Below are 17,646 nucleotides of genomic sequence, written 5' to 3' on the forward strand. Positions count from 1 at the left end.
AATTAAATCTTTTGATTTAGATAAATAATATAAAAGAAAAATGGTTTTAATAAAATTTCTTTATAAAATAAAGCTAAAGGATGATTAGATGAGTTTTACCGAAATTAGCATAGAAAATGCTTACAGAATACTGACACCACGACCAACCATTATTGTAACAACCATAAACAAAAAGGGGGAGGTAAATGCTGCCCCATTTTCTTTTACAATGCCTGTTTCAATGAATCCTCCATTAATTTCATTTGCGTCAGTCCCAACTCACGATACCTATAAAAACATCAGGGAAACTGAAGAATTCGTTGTGAATATTCCCAATGAAGATATTTTAGGACAATTATGGATTACTGGAAAAAAATTTCCCTATGGTGTAAATGAGATTGAAAAAGCCAATCTCACTCAAACAGATTCAATAAAAGTAACTCCTCCTAAAATAGAAGAGTGCATAGCGGCCATTGAATGCAGAGTTCGGTGGATCAAAAATGCAGGAGATCACGATATAATTGTTGGAGAAGTTCTGCATGCAGAAATTAAAGAAAATATATTAAAAGAGGGTCTTTTAGATGTAGAAAAGGTTAAACCAGTTTTACATGTTGGCGGAGTGAATTTTGTGGTTGGAGATCATCTTAAAAAAGTGGAGGAATGAATGATGTTTAAAACTATAATGGTTCCCACAGATGGTTCTGAGTTTGCTAAAAGGGCTGAAGATATTGCAATCTCAATGGCCAGTAAATACGATGCAAGGATTGTTGGAGTTTATGTTATTGATGAAAAGCTTATTTATCCCTATGATGTTCTTGAAGATGAAGGAAAGGAAATATTAAAAAATCTGAATAAAAAGGCCAAAAAAGAGGGCGTGATTGTTGATGAAATCCTTGTTTTTGGCGATCCAGCTAAGGATTTAATTACAATATCAAGAAGAATGAATGCGGATATTGTAGTGGTTGGTACTCATGGAAAAAAAGGTCTTGAAAAGCTTTTCATGGGTAGTGTAGCTGAAAATATTATTAAATCTGTTGATGCACCTGTATTGCTTGTAAAATAAACCATTTTGATGAAAACATTTATATTAAACATGTATCAATTTTAGATATATCAAATTATGATATATTAAATAATTTTGGAGAAACCTTATATGATGCGTATATTAAATGGGATAAAAGCTTATTTATTAGATTGGAAAAATTGGGCTGTACACAGCGTAGTTGGAGTTATACTTCTTTTATTTTTATTATTTGCTCCACTGGATCCCTATGTACGAATCGCTGTTTTGGGATGTGTGGTGGTTTTCAATATTTTAAGAATGAAATTTTTAGATAAATCAAAATAAAAGAGTTGATGAAGATTTATGAGGTTATGAGACCTGCAAAAAATCAAAGATTTTTGTGACACATAATCTCAAATAATTAAAGTGAAAAATATGAGATTATGGAGTCTTCACCCAAAATACCTTGATGTTAAAGGGTTATGTGGCCTCTGGAGAGAGGGAATAATGGCCAGAAATGCACTTTTAGGTATTAGAGAGGGTTACAGGAACCATCCTCAACTTGAAAGATTTAAAAAACAGGAAGATCCCATTGTTTCCATTGATACATATCTGCTTCATGTTTATGAAGAATCAAAAAGAAGGAACTATAATTTCAACAGGGACAGAATAGGGAATAAATTCCAGGATTATAAAATAGATGTTACAGAAGGTCAGATTAATTACGAAATAAAACATCTAAAGAGAAAATTAAAAAAAAGGGATTTGGAAAGTTACAATAAATTAAAAAAAATTAAATGTCCAGAATTAAATCCAATATTTAAGCCTGTCAAAGGTAAAATAGAATCATGGGAACGACCTTACTAATTATAATATTCTTATTTTTTGATAAATCTATTTTTTTGATGTTTTTTGGGAGTATTTTCCCTGTATTGGCTATTTTGTTAAAACATATAAATTCTGCAAAGTATATTAATATTAAAAAATAAAGATAATTTAATAAATCCATATTCTGAACCATGAAATATAAATAATTGACATAGAGGTGGATTTTATGGCTAAACAATATTACTGTGGTGTTTGTGGATATATCTATGACCCTGAAAAGGGCGAGCCTCGGAAAAATATAGCTCCTGGAACTCCATTTGAAGATTTAGATCCCTACTGGCGATGTCCAAGCTGTGGGGCTGGTAAAATCAGGTTTCGGGTTAAGGATAGGTAAATAAGAAATAAATTTATAGTAAGAAAAATATTAATAAAACTGAGGAAAAATGTTTTCCTCAAATAAAAAACTGTAACTGATTAGACATTATTAAGATTGAAGGAAATGTAAAACATGCAAATATACGATTTGTTGTTCAAATCAAAGATTTTGATAACATTTCCGAACCCAAAAAATAGAAAACCTTTCAGGTTTTCGAACCTTTGAAAATCAAAGCTGCAAAAAAACAAGTTTTTCGCGACCCTAAAATCATAGATTTTTAGGGATTTTCATGGCCCGAACACTACGTGTTTGACGGCCACAGATTTGAAAAAAAAAATTTGAGGTTAAGAATATGGAAAAATACAAATGTAGGGTTTGTGGATACATATACGACCCTGAAAAAGGTGAACCAAGAAAAAATACCGATCCAGGGACAGATTTTAAGGATTTACCGAATCTTTGGCGCTGCCCTATATGTGGTGCAGGAAAAATTAAGTTCGATAAGCTTAAATAAAGACTGTAAAAGTTTAAGAGATTGAGAAGAACCTTTCATGTTTTTGAACAACATAAAATAGAAAATTTTTGAGGTTGAAGAAAAATGCAAAGCATTTTTCGAACAACAAAAAACAAAGTTTTTTGAGGTAATTAAAATGCAAAAATACAGATGTATAGCATGTGGATATATATATGACCCTGAAGAGGGCGATTCTATTTCTGGAATAGAGCCTGGAACTCCATTTGAAGATTTACCTGATGACTGGCTCTGCCCAATGTGCGGAGTTGGAAAAGACATGTTTGAACCAGTTGATTAAAAATGTCATCTAGAATGATAAAATCAGAAATTTATTTTACAGGAGTAATAGACTGGGACAGAAAATTGTTCGATGAAATCATCCCTCTTCCAGAGGGAACAAGTTATAATTCATATTTAATACAGGGAAGCGAAAAAACGGCCCTGATTGACACGGCTGATCCATCTAAAAAAGCAGAATTCTTAAGCAATGTTAAGCAAACAGGCCTAAACATTGATTATGTCATTTCACACCACGCAGAACAGGATCATTCAGGATTAATACCAGATATTCTTGATCTTTATCCTGAAGCAAAGGTAATAACAAACCCTAAATGTAGGGAACTCTTAATAGAACTTCTTTTAATTGATGAAGACAAATTCCACACAGTGGATGATGGGGAAACCCTATCTCTCGGCGATAAAACTCTGAAATTCTTTTACACTCCTTGGGTCCACTGGCCAGAGACAATGGTCAGCTACCTTGAAGAAGATAAAATATTATTTTCCTGTGATTTCTTCGGCTCTCACCTTGCAACAAGTGAACTTTACGCAGATGATAAACCATTAGTATACAGAGCTGCAAAACGGTATTATGCAGAAATCATGATGCCTTTCAGGCCATTTATCCAGAAAAACATTGAAAAATTAAATGATCTTCAAATAGAGATTATTGCACCCAGTCATGGCCCTTTATATAAAGATCCACAGTTTATTTTAGATGCGTATAAAGACTGGGTGTCTGATGAAACCAAAAATGAAGTAATCGTTTCTTATGTATCAATGCATGGAAGCACTAAGGAATTGGCCGATTATTTGGTAAATGGTCTGATTGACAATGGAATAATTGTTAAACCATTTAATTTAACAACTGCAGATATTGGAGAATTAGCTCTGGCACTTGTTGATGCTTCAACGCTGGTACTTGCCACTCCTACAGTTCTTACAGGTCCGCATCCAAGTGCAGTGTATGCAGCATATCTTGTAAATGCATTGAGGCCAAAAATCAAGTTTGTATCAATTATAGGTTCATTTGGATGGGGCGGAAGGACAGTTGACTTACTCAAAGGACTTTTAATCAATTTAAAGGCCGAAATCATTGAACCAGTTATTATTAAAGGATTTCCCAAGGAAGATGATTTTCAAAAAATTGATGATTTAATCCAGAAGATAGTAATGAAACATAAAGAGAAGAATTTAATGAATTAAAAGTGATTAGGTGGTAGTATGATTAAAAAACGAGTTTTAGATGCCTTAAATTCCCAATTAAATGCAGAACTTTATTCTGCATACCTCTATCTTTCAATGGAGGCATATTTTGAATCAATAGATTTAAGTGGGTTTGCAAACTGGATGAGAGCACAGGCCCAGGAAGAATTAACCCATGCAATGAAATTTTATGACTATATTGTCCAAAGGGGTGAGAGAGTAGATTTAACTTCAATAGATGAACCTCAAAAGGAATGGGATTCTCCTCTTGCAGTGTTTGAACACGTTTATGAGCATGAAAAGAAAGTTACAGGACTAATAAATGATTTAGTTGATATTTCTGTAGCTGAAAGCGACCATGCAACTACTAATTTCCTCCAGTGGTATGTTGCAGAACAGGTTGAAGAGGAAGAATCTGCAAGCGGTGTACTTCAAAGAGTAAAACTTACCGCAGATTCTCCGGGCGGGTTATTCATGCTTGACACAGAGCTCGGTCAAAGGGTATTTAACCCTCCTGCACAGGAAGAATAACAACTTTCTTATTTTTTATTATTGCTAACTGAACTTATTCAAATATTCTGATTAGTAATAACTCTGAACCCAAAATAAATTGAATAACCTGATTTAATTTACTTAAAGTACTTTTTATAGCTTATTTTATTAAGATATTAAAAAATGAATTAAATTTTTACTTTATGCCATTAATAAAAGCGAAATTATTATTTAATATTAAAAATAATATATTAATAGAATAATGTCCTTTTTAACGGGGGTCTAATATGGGAAGTAAAATAAAAATCTATGAAGTTAGAAAAACTAAAAAAAAAGATAGTGGAAGAATGCCCTTAATAGGGGACGAATTTCCTAAGATTAAAAATGTAAAAACTACTCATGGCATAATTAATTTACCTAAAGAATTTAAAGGTAAATGGTTTGTTCTATTCAGTCATCCAGGTGATTTTACACCGGTCTGTACAACAGAATTTGTTGAATTTCAAAGAAATTTCATTAAATTCAAATTGTTAGGCTGTGAATTAATAGGATTAAGCGTCGATCAGGTATTTTCACATATAAAATGGGTAGAATGGATAAAAGAAAATTTAGGTGTTAGAATTGAATTCCCTATAATAGCAGATAATGGAGAAATTGCTGAAAAATTAGGTCTTATCCATCCAGCAAAAGGGACAAATACTGTAAGAGCAGTCTTTATTGTAGATCCAGAAGGAATAATAAGGACAATTATATATTATCCTCAAGAACTTGGAAGAAACATTGATGAAATATTAAGGGCAATTGAAGGCCTGAAAGTTGCAGACAATGAAGGGGTTGCTATGCCTGCAAACTGGCCGGCAAACAGGCTTCTGGGAAGCAATGTAATTATTCCACCAGCTCAAGATATGGAATCAATTACAGAAAGAAGGAAAAAAGTAGGGGAAGGAGAATATATGTGTATGGACTGGTGGTTATGCCACAAACCTTGGTATAAGAAATACAGAACATCAAGGTGGAAAGAAATTTAAAGATCTTAATTTGTCTTGAATTTAAAAACATGGAGGATTTGATATGGGAAAAAAATTTTATGAACTACCTGAACTACCATATGACTATGATGCATTGGAGCCGCATATTTCAAAAGAACAATTGACAATACATCATGATAAACATCACCAGGCTTATGTAGATGCTGCAAATGCCATTATAAAACTTTTCGATGAGTCAAGAGAGAAAGGGGAAGACTTTGATGTTAAGGCCAAGTTAAAAGAATTATCATTTAATGTAGGGGGACACCAGTTACACAAACTATTCTGGGAAAACATGGGCCCTGCAAACAAAAATGGCGGAGAACCCACAGGAAAAATTGCAGAATACATAAAAAAAGATTTTGGAAGTTTCGAACGATTTAAAAAAGAATTTTCACAGGCAGCTATAAGTACAGAGGGTTCTGGCTGGGCAGTACTCACACTGTGCAAGAACACTGACAGAATATTTATTTTGCAGTACGAAAAACATAATGTTAATGTCGCCCCAAAATGGACTCCTCTTATGGTGCTGGATGTATGGGAACATGCATACTACCTTGACTACAAAAACGTTAGACCAGACTTTGTTGAAGCATTCTGGAATATAGTGAACTGGGATGAGGTAAATAAGAGAGTAGAAGCATGGTTAAAGCGATAAATTAACCATTCATAATTTAATTTTTAAATTTTTACTTATTTTTAGGAGAATCAATTTTGAGTACTGCATTATTTATATTTCTTGTTGCTATTTCAACTCTTACAATTGTTTTGATCTGGATTTTCTGGTCATTTACTTTAGGTGCCGGATGGGAGCCAACATCTAAAAGAGTGGTTAAAAAGATGCTGGAGATGGCTGAAGCAAGTTCAGACGATATTGTTTATGATTTAGGTTCAGGAGATGGAAGAATTGTTATTGAAGCCGCTAAAAGGTATGATTCCATGGCTGTAGGAATAGAAGCAGATCCTATCCGCGTTTTATGGTCACGCATAATGGTAAGAATCTCCCGCCTCCAGAATAACGTTAAAATAAAGTGGGGAAATATTTTCAATCAAAATATAGATGATGCAACGGTGGTTACATTGTTTTTATGGAAAAATATCAATCAGAAACTTAAACCCAAATTATTAGATGAATTAAAGCCCGGCACGCGTGTCGTTTCTTATATCTGGACATTTGAAGGATGGGAACCATCTAAATCAGATAATTATGAACATATTTATCTGTATATAATTGGTGAAAGTGATAAATAAGGTATTAAATTGAATGGATTAATCTAAGAAATTATAATAAATAAAGAATTCTTATTTTAATTTTTTGATCAACCTTTTTGTCAAAAAAGGTTGATCGTAATCTATAAATCTAATTTTTATAAAATCTTAACCATAGTGTTAATTTTATAAAATCCAATCAAGCTAAAGGCAGGGGATTACAATGATCTGGAATGAAAAATCAGAATGTATGTCAGAGGATGAAAAAAAGCAATTACAACTTGAAAGATTACAGAATGTCGTTAAGAAAGCCTATGAAAATGTTCCTTATTACAGGAAGCGTTTCAAGGAATTGAACATAAAGCCAGAAGATATCAAGACTTTAAATGATATTAAAAAACTCCCCTTCACCACGAAAACTGATTTAAGGGAAGCCTATCCCTTTGGAATGTTTGCGGTGCCTGAAGATGATATAATAGAGGTGCACACTTCATCGGGAACAACAGGAAAACCAACTGTTTCAGGATACACACAGAAGGATCTGGAGATATGGGGAGAAGTAATGGCCCGTGCTCTTGCCATGGCTGGAGCTAGTAAAAAAGATTTTATTCAAAATGCTTATGGTTACGGTCTTTTTACAGGAGGATTAGGAGTTCATTACGGTACACAGAAGATTGGAGCTACAGTTGTTCCAATTTCAGCTGGAAATACTATGAGACAGCTGGAAATTATGAAGGATTTTGGTACAACAATAATTACATGTACTCCATCATATGCTCTTTACTTGGCAGAAGTTGCTGAAAATGAAGGAATTACTCCAAAAGACCTTAAATTAAAAGTAGGGGTATTCGGCGCAGAAATGTGGACTGAGGAAATGCGTAATGAAATAGAAAAAAGGCTTAATATCAGTGCATTAAACATATATGGTCTTACTGAGATAATAGGCCCAGGAGTGGCCATGGAATGTGAAGACAAAGGAGGATTACATATTTCTGACGATCATTTCTATCCAGAAATAATCGACCCTAAAACTCTGGAAACACTCCCTGAAGGAGAGAAAGGGGAATTGGTATTAACAACATTAACCCGGGAGGGTATGCCCATAATCCGTTTCAGGACAAAGGATCTAACGGCTCTTAGAAGCGGTGAATGTTCATGTGGAAGGACTTCAATTAGAATGGACAGAATTACTGGACGTACTGATGACATGCTTAAGATCAGAGGAGTTATTGTTTTCCCATCCCAGATTGAGAAGGCACTTTTACGAATTGAAGGATTAGAGCCCCAGTACCAGATCATAGTTACAAGACCTCATCACATGGACGAACTCGAAGTTCAGGTTGAAACTTCTGAAAAGCTCTTCTCAGATGAGGTAAAGCATGTTGAAGAAGCTAAAAAGATGATTGAGGATCATATTCACAGTGAGATTGGATTAAGGGTTAATGTATCATTAGTAGAGCCTAAATCTCTTCCAAGAAGTGAAGGAAAGGCTGTAAGAGTTATAGATAAAAGGGAATTATAAAAAAAAGAGGCGACTAAATGAAACTAAAACAAATATCTATTTTTTTAGAAAATAAAAAGGGAAGACTCTGGAAAGCTTTAAGCATTATGAAAGATGCAGGGATTAATATACGTGCTCTTTCAATTGCAGATACATCAGAATTTGGTATTTTAAGACTTATTGTTCCAGAACCTGAGAATGCGAAAAAGGTTCTGGAGGAGGGTAACTTCGTGGTTAAAATCAATGAGGTGATTGCTATTGGAGTGCCTGATAAGCCAGGTGGTCTTGAGGGGATTCTTGAAGTTCTAAATAAAGCAGATATTAACGTAGAATATTTATATGCCTTTGTTGCAAAACGCGGTGAACAGGCAATAGTTGTTCTGCGTACAGAGGATATCGATGCCGGAATTAAAGCTTTGGAGGATGGCGGAGTAACTATTCTATCATCTGAAGAAGTTTATAAACTTTAATTTACATTTATTTTAAATTTATTTAAAAGAGTAAATTCTCCAGTAATATCTTAAAACCAATCAGAATTAATATTAAACCGCCAAATATCTCTATTTTATTTTCAAAGAAGTGACCTATATTTTTTCCTATGTAAACGCCTATAAATGAAAGTATAAAGGTCACAATTCCAATTATTAATATTGGTTGAAGTATTGAAGTATTAAGGAAGGCGAATGTTACACCAACTGCAAAAGCATCAATGCTTGTTGCAATCGAAAGTATAAGTAATTCTCTAAGTGAGAAAATAGAGCATACATCGTCTTCTTCAGCATCCATACTTTCATATATCATTTTAATACCTATTGCCAGAAGCAGAATAAAGGCAACCCATGGAGCCAGTGTAGAAATAATACTTTGAAGCTGTAAACCAGAAATCCATCCTGCAACGGGCATTAATGCCTGGAATCCGCCGAAAAAGACTGCAATCAGGAGTGCATGTTTAATGTTACATTTTAGAGTTAATCCTCTTGTTATTGAGACGCTGAAGGCATCCATAGCAAGTCCTACTGCTAAAAGAGATATAGAAATAAAATCCATAATATCACATTAACCTTAAAAAGAATTCAGGAAAATTTCCAGAATTGATTTAGAGTTCCTCTGTCCCCATATTTAATGCTTTGATTTACGAATTCTCCTGCATTTTTAACAGCAGTTTCAATATTCTCTCCCTTTACAAGAGAGGATACAATAGCAGCTGAATAACTACAACCACTCCCATGGGTATTCCTGCTTTCTATGAGTTCGCCCTCAATTATTTTGATTGAACTATCATAAAGTACATCTTTTCCTTCAAGATGTCCCCCAGTTACCACAACGTTACATATTTTACCGATTTTTTGTGCAGCTTTTATTGCATCTTCTAAAGTCTCTATTTTAATTCCCGAAATTTCCTGAGCTTCATATATATTGGGGGTTGTAAGTGTTGCAAGTGGTAGAAGATATTTTTTTAAAGATTCAGAAACATCTTTTTTAGATAAAAAACTTCCAGATCCTGCAACCATCACTGGATCAACCACTGCTTTTAAATCATATTCTGAAATCTTTCTGGAAACAGTTTTTATAATTTCTCTGGAATAGAGCATCCCCGTTTTTACGTATTCAATTTTTTCCTGCTCCAAAACCGCTTCAATTTGTTTTTCAATAAAATCAGGATTAACAGGTTCAATCCCTGTAACTTTACTTATGTTTTGAGCAGTTAGAGCAGTAATGACTGCTGTGCCATAAATTCCAAAGGCTGCGAATGTTTTAATATCATTGAGAATCCCAGCACCGCCTGAAGGATCAAAGCCGGCGATGGTCATTGCAATCATGCAGAAACCTCTCTATTAACATTTAATCTTTCAGATCCATGGTTTGATTTAACTTTAAGATGAATCTTCTTTAAATAATTCCTTGCTTCGGTTTCCAGACCGTGTAACATTATTTCACCAAGATCTTCAGCTGTATTAACATCCAAAGATAAATAAAATGAATCATAGACTTTATAAGAGAAATTATTTGCTTTAGCTTCATTTATATGTTCAAAAAAGCTGTAATCTCCAAATTTCATTTTAAATGATGAAGCAGGGAAAAGAAGTCCATTTGTACCTCCCCCTTTTGCAGGGGCGATAACGACATCATATTTTTTTCCAAGCTCTAAAATATCCTTTACATGATTTTTTTGGATTAAAGGCACGTCAGATGGGACTATAAATATATTATCACATGATTTTGAACTGTAATCTATGGCCTGGTGTAAAGCTCCATTTAAATCAGTTTCACCCTTTTCTCTAAGAGTTTTCACTTTCATATTAGATACGTAGTTTAGAACGTCTTCATCTGAACTTATAATCACTATTTGTTCTACCAGTCCATCCAGCACGTTAATCACATCGTTCAGCATCGCCTTCAATAGATTTTCTCGTTCAATCACTGTTAATTTAGGAGATAATCTTGTTTTTGCATTACAAAACCTTGAAACCGGAATAATTGCGCATGTTTTTTTCATAATGATGTTCCTGTGTAATTTTTAATTGTTTTAAGTTGTTTTAGACATACTATGTCTTTATATTCCCAGAGAACTTTTTATATAATCATAGATATTATCAATCCATGTCTGCCCAGCATATATGTCTTTTTCTTTTAAAGTGCCTATTTCACTTTCATTCACATTGAATGTGCTCATAACTTCACTCTTAGCATCTGATATGTTTTGACGGAACTGGCTCCATTTAAGATTCTGTTTTTCTACAATTGCAACTGGTTCGCCGGTATAAGGGTTTAAATTACCTCCTGACATTATTATCCATATCTGGAGCTGAGTATTCATGGCACTATCTGGATCAGATGCACTGATTACTTGAGTTACAGTATCATAGGTGGTATTTACTGGTAATAATTTAGTTCCTGCTTTTGCTCTCCTTGAAGGTTCTAGACAGTATGCTTTTACAGTTTCATCTGCTTTTGGTTCTATATTTTTGTTTTCTGCAATTACCATATTCTGTGATATGCTACTTGCGAGTATCTCTCCCTTTTTAACTGTAATGGTATTATTTCCATTATTTTTTACAGTAACTTCGTGTGGAACGGTTCCTGCGGTTGTTTTCTGTATTACTTGGATATTTTCTCTGTTGTATACTTCTTTTAAGTCTTCTCCATTGGATATGGAATAACTCATGTATCCAGAGGTTAATGCAAATAGAATTACTATGGAAACAATACCTACGACTCTGATATTCATTTATTTCCCCACGCATTGCAAATTAATATGTTTTTGCAATTAATGTTTTGCATTCAGCTGGTTTTCCACAGTTGATGCACTTACAGCCAATTAAATTTTCTTCCTGAATTCCGAGGATGTCTACATGGACTTTTTCTTCTATTTGTTTACCGCATGCTTCATCGCCGCACCAGTTAAAGGATACAATACCTTTATTTTCTTTTATTTCTTTTTTAGCTTCTTCTACTGTTTCAGCAGATCTTATATGTGCATTGAATGATTCCCATGCTTTATCTTTCATGTTTTTACCAATATCATTTAAGATTGAATTTACTTCTTCAATGAATGTTTCAGATTCAATGGAAATAACTTCTTTTTCAAGTTTATCCCTTCTAAAAATCACTGCATTTTTATTTTCAATGTCTCGAGGGCCGATTTCCATTCTTAAAGGTACTCCTCTCATTTCATATTCATAGAATTTTTTACCAGCCCTCAAATCCCTATCATCTAAATGAACTCTTAAACCAGCACTTTTAAGGCTATCTGCCATGTTTCTACAGAATTCTAAAACTTTTTCTGCACCTTTTTTAAAGATTATAGGTACAATGACAATTTGATAGGGTGCAACCGCTGGAGGTAAACATAAACCCTTTTCATCTCCATGAATTCCGATTATTGAAGCTATAACTCTGTCTGAAACTCCGTAACATGTCTGATAAACATATTCATGCTCTCCTTCGGCAGTTTCATAGGTTATATCAAATGTCTTTGCAAATGTCTGCCCCAAATTATGTACAGTTCCAATCTGAAGAGTTTTACCATCAGGGAGTATTGTATCAAAAGCCATGGTGTATTCTGCACCAGGAAACTTGTCCCATTGTGGCCTTTTGGTAATGGTATAAGGAATTCCAAGGGTGTCAAAGAACTCGCTGTATATTTGCACTGCTTTTTCGACCTGTTCTTCGCATTCCTCGCAGGTAGCATGGACAGTGTGAGCTTCTTTAAATGTGGTAATTTCTCTAACCCTGATCAGCGGCCTTGTATGTTTTGTTTCGTATCTGAATGTGTTTACTATTTGATAAAATCTGAATGGAAGATCGCTGTGGTTTCTTACCCAAAGTGCAAACATGGGATACATTGCAGTTTCACTTGTAGGTCTGAGAGCCAGTTTTTTATTTAATTCTGTTAACCCTCCGTGCGTTACCCAGTAAACTTCTTCTTCAAAACCTTTAACATGAATTGCTTCCTTTGCAAGTTCATCTTCCGGGATTAATAAAGGGAAGAGAACTTCTTCATGAGTTTTGTCCAGTAGTTTTCTTAAAATGTCCAAGGCATGTTTTCGTATTTTAAATCCCTGGGGCTGCCAGACATGCATTCCCTTAACAGGATATCTGATATCTATTATTTCGGCTTCTTCTAAGATATTATGGAACCATTCGCTGAAATCTGTCATTTATTCACCTGGTTAATCAATAATAAAAAGTATATTGTGAAATTAAATTTGTTCTATAACTAATATATGTAGATAGTTGTTGGTTTAATTATTTAAGATTAAGTATACATATTAAAAATGGTTTATAGGTTCTAAAACAAGACTAAAATAAAAAGTAAAATAGAATTGTCCATATTTCACCTGGCTTTAAAGGACAGGGAAAAAAATATGATTTATTTCCAAATTCATTTATAAAAATGAATAAAATTTTAATGAAAAAAGGCATTATTAATGAGTTAAATTAGTTGTGTTTAACTCCTCTTCCTCTTTTACTTCCAGCCTTTTTGTAATGTCTTTTTGGTCTTGTTCTAACGTTAGTTCCTTTAACTTTTGCCATTTTATTCACTCCTATCAATTTATTGTAACAAGTAGGGATATTCTTAAGAACATCCATTAACCTGATTAGCGCTACCATGAGGTAGCAATTATAAATAATATTCATTTATAAAAAAGATAATCAATATCTGTTCTTTGAATATTTTTCAATATTACCTTATATAGTTTTTTAATATTTTTCATTCATTAATAGAAAAAGATATCTGATGGGTTAGGACAATAAGATTGTAAATAAACAATATTAATGTAGGATATGTACTGTTAAATGCTCTAACAACATAATGAGTATTGGATTCAAAGACAGTCAATGACTTTTAGTATAAAATGCAATAAAATTATAATTTATCAGTATAAAAAGGACGATAGAATGGATTTTAGAAAAATTCAATTACCTCGTGAAATCCATACTGGAGCGGGAATAATTGAAAATACAGGTTCCATCTGCAGGGATCTCATGTTTAAAGGCAAAGTTTTAGTTGTAAGTGGACCCAACACTCTTAAAATCGGGGGAGAGAAAGCTATAGAAAGTCTTCAAAATGAAGACTTTTCAGTTGAAACTCTGGTTATTGATAGGGCTTCTGAAGAAGCTGTTCAGGAAATCCAGAGCATCGCAGATGATGTATCAGTAATTTTAGGGGTTGGCGGAGGAAAGGTAATTGACTCTGCAAAACTTGCATCCACCAGAAAAGGCCTTCAGTTTATAAGCGTTCCCACCGCCGCATCCCACGATGGAATTGCCTCGCCAAGAGCATCCATCAGAAATGAAAAAGGTTCAGTTTCTCTTGAGGCTCAGGCACCTATTGGGGTAATTGCAGATACAGAAATTATAAGTAAAGCACCCTTCAAACTTCTTGCTGCGGGGTTTGGAGATATAATATCTAATTATACAGCAATATTAGATTGGAAATTAGCCTATAGACTTTTAAATGAATATTATAGTGATTCAGCAGCCGCACTTTCTCTTATGACAGCTAAAATGACATTAGAATCTGTTGACGCTATTAAGGAGGGTCTTGTTGAGAGTTCAGCAGCAATCGTTAAAGGACTCATAAGCAGTGGAATGGCTATAAGTATTGCTGGGACAAGCAGGCCTGCAAGTGGTTCTGAACACAAATTCAGCCATGCTTTAGACATTATCGCGCCTAAACCTGCCTTACATGGCGAACAATGTGGTGTTGGTACTATAATGATGATGTACCTACATGGCGGAGATTGGAAATTTATCAGGAATGCACTAAAAACATTAAAGGCACCCACCACAGCATCCCAGTTAAATATGAAACCAGAATATATTATTGAAGCTTTAACAATGGCCCATACTATTAGAAAAGAGAGATATACAATCTTAGGGGACAGGGGCCTTACAAGAGAGGCCGCTGAACAACTTGCATCTGTAACTGGGGTTATTTAATTAATTCATAAAATATATTTTAATTTTTTTAAACAATTGAATTTAAAAAATAATATATCTGAAATCTTAAAACTTCATAAAACTATTTAAAATAAAAAATGATTTATAGTTAGATAAATAAAATTGAAGAATAAGGATAATATTTAGAATTGACTTAATGTATTTGAAAAAACACAATTTAAAGGGGATTAAAAATGATAACTCTTATTGGAAAGAATCTTGCAGAAAAAGGGCTTAAATTCGTCCATTATGGGCCAGCTGCAGACTGTAAAGAGTGTAGATTTAAAAATACCTGTATTGATCCCCTTGAAAAAGGTAGAGTGTATATCATACAGGATGTAAAAGATACAGAACATCCATGTCCCATTCATGAAGGTGGGAAAGTTAAAGTTGTTGAAGTTGAAAGAGCAGAAATAGAAGCGCTTGTTAACTCAAAAAAAGCATTTGAAGGATCTATGATATTGTTTGAACCTCCTGATTGTAATAAAGAATGCACAATGAGAGATCTTTGTTTTCCTGAAGGTTTATTTGAAGGAGATAAATGTAAAATAGTTAAAACTTTAGGAAAATCACCTAACAAATGTATTAATGGGTTAAATCTTAAATTAGTGCTCTTAAAATAATTTTTATGTATTTAGGTTAAGTAATGAGGTCTATTTATGGAATTTAAAAAGAGTGTAGGATATGCTGCTGCAGAATTAGTTAAAGATGGAGATGTAGTTGGGCTTGGAACTGGATCTACAACTCATTTTTTTATAGAAAAACTTGGTCAACGGGTTAGGGAAGAAAATATAAAAATATTAGGGATTCCCACTTCCTATCAATCCTTCCTGTTAGCCAAGGATTCTGGAATTTCAATCACAACCCTTGAAGAAAATGATATAGATATTGCAGTTGATGGGGCTGATGAAGTTGATAATAATCTTAATTTGATTAAAGGTGGTGGAGCTGCCCATACAATAGAGAAGATTGTAGATTCAGCTGCAGATAGATTTATTGTAATTGTGGATGGCTCAAAAATTGTTGAAAAACTTGGAAAATTTCCAGTTCCACTTGAAGTAATTCCAGAGGCTCGCAGAACTGTAAGCAACCATGTTAACGAGATTGGAGGGATACCCACCCTGCGAATGGCTGAAAAAAAAGATGGCCCGGTTATAACTGATAATGGAAATTTCGTTATCGATGTTAAATTTGACACCATCGAAAAACCTGCTTATTTAGAAAAAGAGCTTAATGCAATTCCTGGAGTTGTTGAAAATGGAATATTTGCAGGAATTGTTGATGAAGTTCTTGTAGGAACTTCTGAAGGTTTAAAAACATTAAAAAAATAATTTTTTTATAATTTTCATTATTTAGAAAAGTTAAAACTCTCTATTGCATCGTCAACAACTTTTATTATGGCGTCCTTTAAAACCTGATCTCCACCTTTAATTTCACTGCAAACCGTTGGTATGTTATCGCAGTATACAACTTCCAGACCTGCTTCAAGGGCATCTTTAGTAGCAACGTCAACTGCAGCGGCTTTAAGCTCTGTAAGCATAATATCTACATTGTCTATATATTTTTCAATATCTTTTTGAAGTAATGGTCTATTTGAAAGGTGTGGAGTTGTACCAATCACTTTACAACCGTAATTTTCTTCAAGATGATTTACAAGAACTTCTTTTATAGAATCTGGTGCAGTTGTAGCAAAGAGAATATTTTTATTTTCAACACTATCTAATGGTTTCGGCCTGAAAACGGTGGGTATAACTTCAGCTTGGGGATTAATTTCCTTAATAAACTTTAATAGCTCTTTTACTTTTTCTTTACTTGCCATTGGCTCTTCACACATGGTTAATATTACAAGATCAGCTAATTTAACTCTGTAAGGACCGAAGAAATTCTGTATATTGATGGTGGGCTGATTGGCCCCTACAAGTACGATATGTTTATCTGTTTTAATGGGAGGAATAGCTGCACCGCTACCTTCCATAATTATAAAATCAGCGTCAACATCGTTTGCTAACTGCGCTCCTCTTTTCATATTGGTTATAAATACATCACCTGCAAGTCCTCCTCCGCATCTACGACATCCTATTGTTAGAATACGGCTCATCAAGGCATCTTCCCAGTGGTCAGATGCTGCATGAACTCCTTTATCGGACTGCTCCATTAAATACTGAGGGGTAATCTCTATCTGGTCTCCACGGACTATTTCGGGTTTTTCAGGACCACCTCTCCCCATGGCCACAATACAGGGGTTGTATTCTCTGTTATGGATTAATCTTGCAGCAAATGCAGAAACGGCTGTTTTACCTATTCTTTTACCAGTACCAAGTATTTTAAGCGATGGTTTTTTTAGTATATCATGTTCTGAAAGAGGTTCAAATCTAAAATCAGGCCCTTCATATGGAATCCCATTTTCAAGGGCAATGGTTGCAATTTTAAAACGTTTTGAATAATCAACAATTGGTTCATCACTTAAATCCATCATAACGTCAGCATCATATTTTTCAATCATTTCATCAATGAGTTTATAGGGTATTTTGTGATGATCTTCACCAAAATGAACAGGTCTTTCTAATTTTTCAGAAATACCCTCCTCAGAGGAATCTCTTAATTTTTCTGTTCCACCAATAAAAACAACTGCAACGATATCATTATGCTCTAAACTGTCAAGCATGTCCAGAGCCGACTTTGTAACTGGTAAATAATGTTCACCATCAACCAAACATATCATTTTACGTAAATTAGCCATAAAGACACCTACTTAAGCTTAAAATCATTTTATATCCAATTTGG

General features: G+C 34.0%; 23 protein-coding genes. 17 read left to right on the forward strand and 6 right to left on the reverse strand.

Features of this window, described 5'->3' with window-relative positions; translation table 11 throughout:
• Positions 1 to 88: 88 nt before the first annotated feature.
• The 14 genes from QMD61_06635 to QMD61_06700 all read left to right on the forward strand — a co-directional run bounded on the left by QMD61_06635 (position 89) and on the right by QMD61_06700 (position 8,885).
• On the forward strand, positions 89 to 643 hold the full coding sequence (locus QMD61_06635; protein MDI6724307.1) for a flavin reductase family protein: 555 nt from the start codon (positions 89 to 91) through the stop codon (positions 641 to 643).
• Positions 644 to 1,042 carry a universal stress protein gene (locus QMD61_06640; GenBank protein ID MDI6724308.1) on the forward strand — a complete coding sequence of 133 codons (399 nt, stop codon included), beginning with the start codon at positions 644 to 646 and terminating at the stop codon, positions 1,040 to 1,042. It begins immediately after the preceding gene.
• Positions 1,043 to 1,132: 90 nt separating this feature from the next.
• Positions 1,133 to 1,327, forward strand: coding sequence for a hypothetical protein (locus tag QMD61_06645; GenBank protein ID MDI6724309.1), 195 nt, complete (start codon positions 1,133 to 1,135; stop codon positions 1,325 to 1,327).
• Between the two features lie 90 nt (positions 1,328 to 1,417).
• Positions 1,418 to 1,849, forward strand: a complete 432-nt coding sequence (locus QMD61_06650) for a pyrimidine dimer DNA glycosylase/endonuclease V (GenBank protein MDI6724310.1) — start codon at positions 1,418 to 1,420, stop codon at positions 1,847 to 1,849.
• A gap of 187 nt (positions 1,850 to 2,036) precedes the next feature.
• Positions 2,037 to 2,204 carry a rubredoxin gene (locus tag QMD61_06655; GenBank protein ID MDI6724311.1) on the forward strand — a complete coding sequence of 56 codons (168 nt, stop codon included), beginning with the start codon at positions 2,037 to 2,039 and terminating at the stop codon, positions 2,202 to 2,204.
• Between the two features lie 334 nt (positions 2,205 to 2,538).
• Positions 2,539 to 2,700, forward strand: a complete 162-nt coding sequence (locus QMD61_06660; GenBank protein MDI6724312.1) for a rubredoxin — start codon at positions 2,539 to 2,541, stop codon at positions 2,698 to 2,700.
• A 136-nt stretch (positions 2,701 to 2,836) separates the two neighbouring features.
• Positions 2,837 to 2,998 (forward strand): rubredoxin, encoded by a 162-nt coding sequence (locus QMD61_06665; protein MDI6724313.1) that lies wholly within the window; start codon positions 2,837 to 2,839, stop codon positions 2,996 to 2,998.
• 2 nt (positions 2,999 to 3,000) lie between these two features.
• A complete protein-coding gene (locus tag QMD61_06670) occupies positions 3,001 to 4,185 on the forward strand; it encodes an FprA family A-type flavoprotein (protein MDI6724314.1) in 1,185 nt (394 codons plus the stop codon).
• An 18-nt stretch (positions 4,186 to 4,203) separates the two neighbouring features.
• Positions 4,204 to 4,716, forward strand: coding sequence for a ferritin (locus QMD61_06675; protein MDI6724315.1), 513 nt, complete (start codon positions 4,204 to 4,206; stop codon positions 4,714 to 4,716).
• A gap of 248 nt (positions 4,717 to 4,964) precedes the next feature.
• A complete protein-coding gene (locus QMD61_06680; GenBank protein ID MDI6724316.1) occupies positions 4,965 to 5,705 on the forward strand; it encodes a peroxiredoxin in 741 nt (246 codons plus the stop codon).
• Between the two features lie 43 nt (positions 5,706 to 5,748).
• Positions 5,749 to 6,363, forward strand: coding sequence for a superoxide dismutase (locus QMD61_06685; GenBank protein ID MDI6724317.1), 615 nt, complete (start codon positions 5,749 to 5,751; stop codon positions 6,361 to 6,363).
• Positions 6,364 to 6,419: 56 nt separating this feature from the next.
• A complete protein-coding gene (locus tag QMD61_06690; protein ID MDI6724318.1) occupies positions 6,420 to 6,956 on the forward strand; it encodes a class I SAM-dependent methyltransferase in 537 nt (178 codons plus the stop codon).
• Positions 6,957 to 7,137: 181 nt separating this feature from the next.
• Positions 7,138 to 8,436, forward strand: coding sequence for a phenylacetate--CoA ligase (locus QMD61_06695; GenBank protein MDI6724319.1), 1,299 nt, complete (start codon positions 7,138 to 7,140; stop codon positions 8,434 to 8,436).
• 17 nt (positions 8,437 to 8,453) lie between these two features.
• Positions 8,454 to 8,885 carry an ACT domain-containing protein gene (locus tag QMD61_06700; protein MDI6724320.1) on the forward strand — a complete coding sequence of 144 codons (432 nt, stop codon included), beginning with the start codon at positions 8,454 to 8,456 and terminating at the stop codon, positions 8,883 to 8,885.
• Positions 8,886 to 8,907: 22 nt separating this feature from the next.
• Here QMD61_06700 and QMD61_06705 read toward each other — a convergent pair whose 3' ends face one another.
• From QMD61_06705 to proS, 5 genes are read right to left on the reverse strand one after another with little or no spacing between them, the layout of a single operon-like run.
• Positions 8,908 to 9,462 carry a manganese efflux pump MntP family protein gene (locus QMD61_06705; GenBank protein MDI6724321.1) on the reverse strand — a complete coding sequence of 185 codons (555 nt, stop codon included), beginning with the start codon at positions 9,460 to 9,462 and terminating at the stop codon, positions 8,908 to 8,910.
• A 26-nt stretch (positions 9,463 to 9,488) separates the two neighbouring features.
• On the reverse strand, positions 9,489 to 10,235 hold the full coding sequence (gene thiD, locus QMD61_06710) for a bifunctional hydroxymethylpyrimidine kinase/phosphomethylpyrimidine kinase (protein ID MDI6724322.1): 747 nt from the start codon (positions 10,233 to 10,235) through the stop codon (positions 9,489 to 9,491).
• On the reverse strand, positions 10,232 to 10,912 hold the full coding sequence (gene cofC, locus QMD61_06715) for a 2-phospho-L-lactate guanylyltransferase (protein ID MDI6724323.1): 681 nt from the start codon (positions 10,910 to 10,912) through the stop codon (positions 10,232 to 10,234). The genes thiD and cofC overlap by 4 nt, the downstream gene beginning before the upstream one ends.
• A gap of 57 nt (positions 10,913 to 10,969) precedes the next feature.
• Positions 10,970 to 11,644: a hypothetical protein gene (locus QMD61_06720; GenBank protein MDI6724324.1), complete on the reverse strand. Its 675-nt coding sequence runs from the start codon at positions 11,642 to 11,644 to the stop codon at positions 10,970 to 10,972.
• 22 nt (positions 11,645 to 11,666) lie between these two features.
• Entirely contained in the window at positions 11,667 to 13,076 is a 1,410-nt protein-coding gene (gene proS / locus QMD61_06725; GenBank protein MDI6724325.1) for a proline--tRNA ligase, read from the reverse strand.
• Between the two features lie 742 nt (positions 13,077 to 13,818).
• Here proS and QMD61_06730 point away from each other — a divergent pair.
• From QMD61_06730 to rpiA, 3 genes are all read left to right on the forward strand, one after another.
• Positions 13,819 to 14,862 carry an NAD(P)-dependent glycerol-1-phosphate dehydrogenase gene (locus QMD61_06730; protein MDI6724326.1) on the forward strand — a complete coding sequence of 348 codons (1,044 nt, stop codon included), beginning with the start codon at positions 13,819 to 13,821 and terminating at the stop codon, positions 14,860 to 14,862.
• A gap of 194 nt (positions 14,863 to 15,056) precedes the next feature.
• A complete protein-coding gene (locus tag QMD61_06735) occupies positions 15,057 to 15,485 on the forward strand; it encodes a UPF0179 family protein (protein MDI6724327.1) in 429 nt (142 codons plus the stop codon).
• A gap of 36 nt (positions 15,486 to 15,521) precedes the next feature.
• Positions 15,522 to 16,193 (forward strand): ribose-5-phosphate isomerase RpiA, encoded by a 672-nt coding sequence (gene rpiA / locus QMD61_06740; GenBank protein ID MDI6724328.1) that lies wholly within the window; start codon positions 15,522 to 15,524, stop codon positions 16,191 to 16,193.
• 17 nt (positions 16,194 to 16,210) lie between these two features.
• Here the strand turns inward: rpiA and QMD61_06745 are convergent, their stop codons facing one another.
• Positions 16,211 to 17,602 carry a 2,3-diphosphoglycerate synthetase gene (locus QMD61_06745; protein MDI6724329.1) on the reverse strand — a complete coding sequence of 464 codons (1,392 nt, stop codon included), beginning with the start codon at positions 17,600 to 17,602 and terminating at the stop codon, positions 16,211 to 16,213.
• Positions 17,603 to 17,646: the final 44 nt, after the last annotated feature.

This window comes from Methanobacterium sp. (assembly GCA_030017655.1).
In the GTDB taxonomy this organism is placed as follows: domain Archaea; phylum Methanobacteriota; class Methanobacteria; order Methanobacteriales; family Methanobacteriaceae; genus Methanobacterium_D.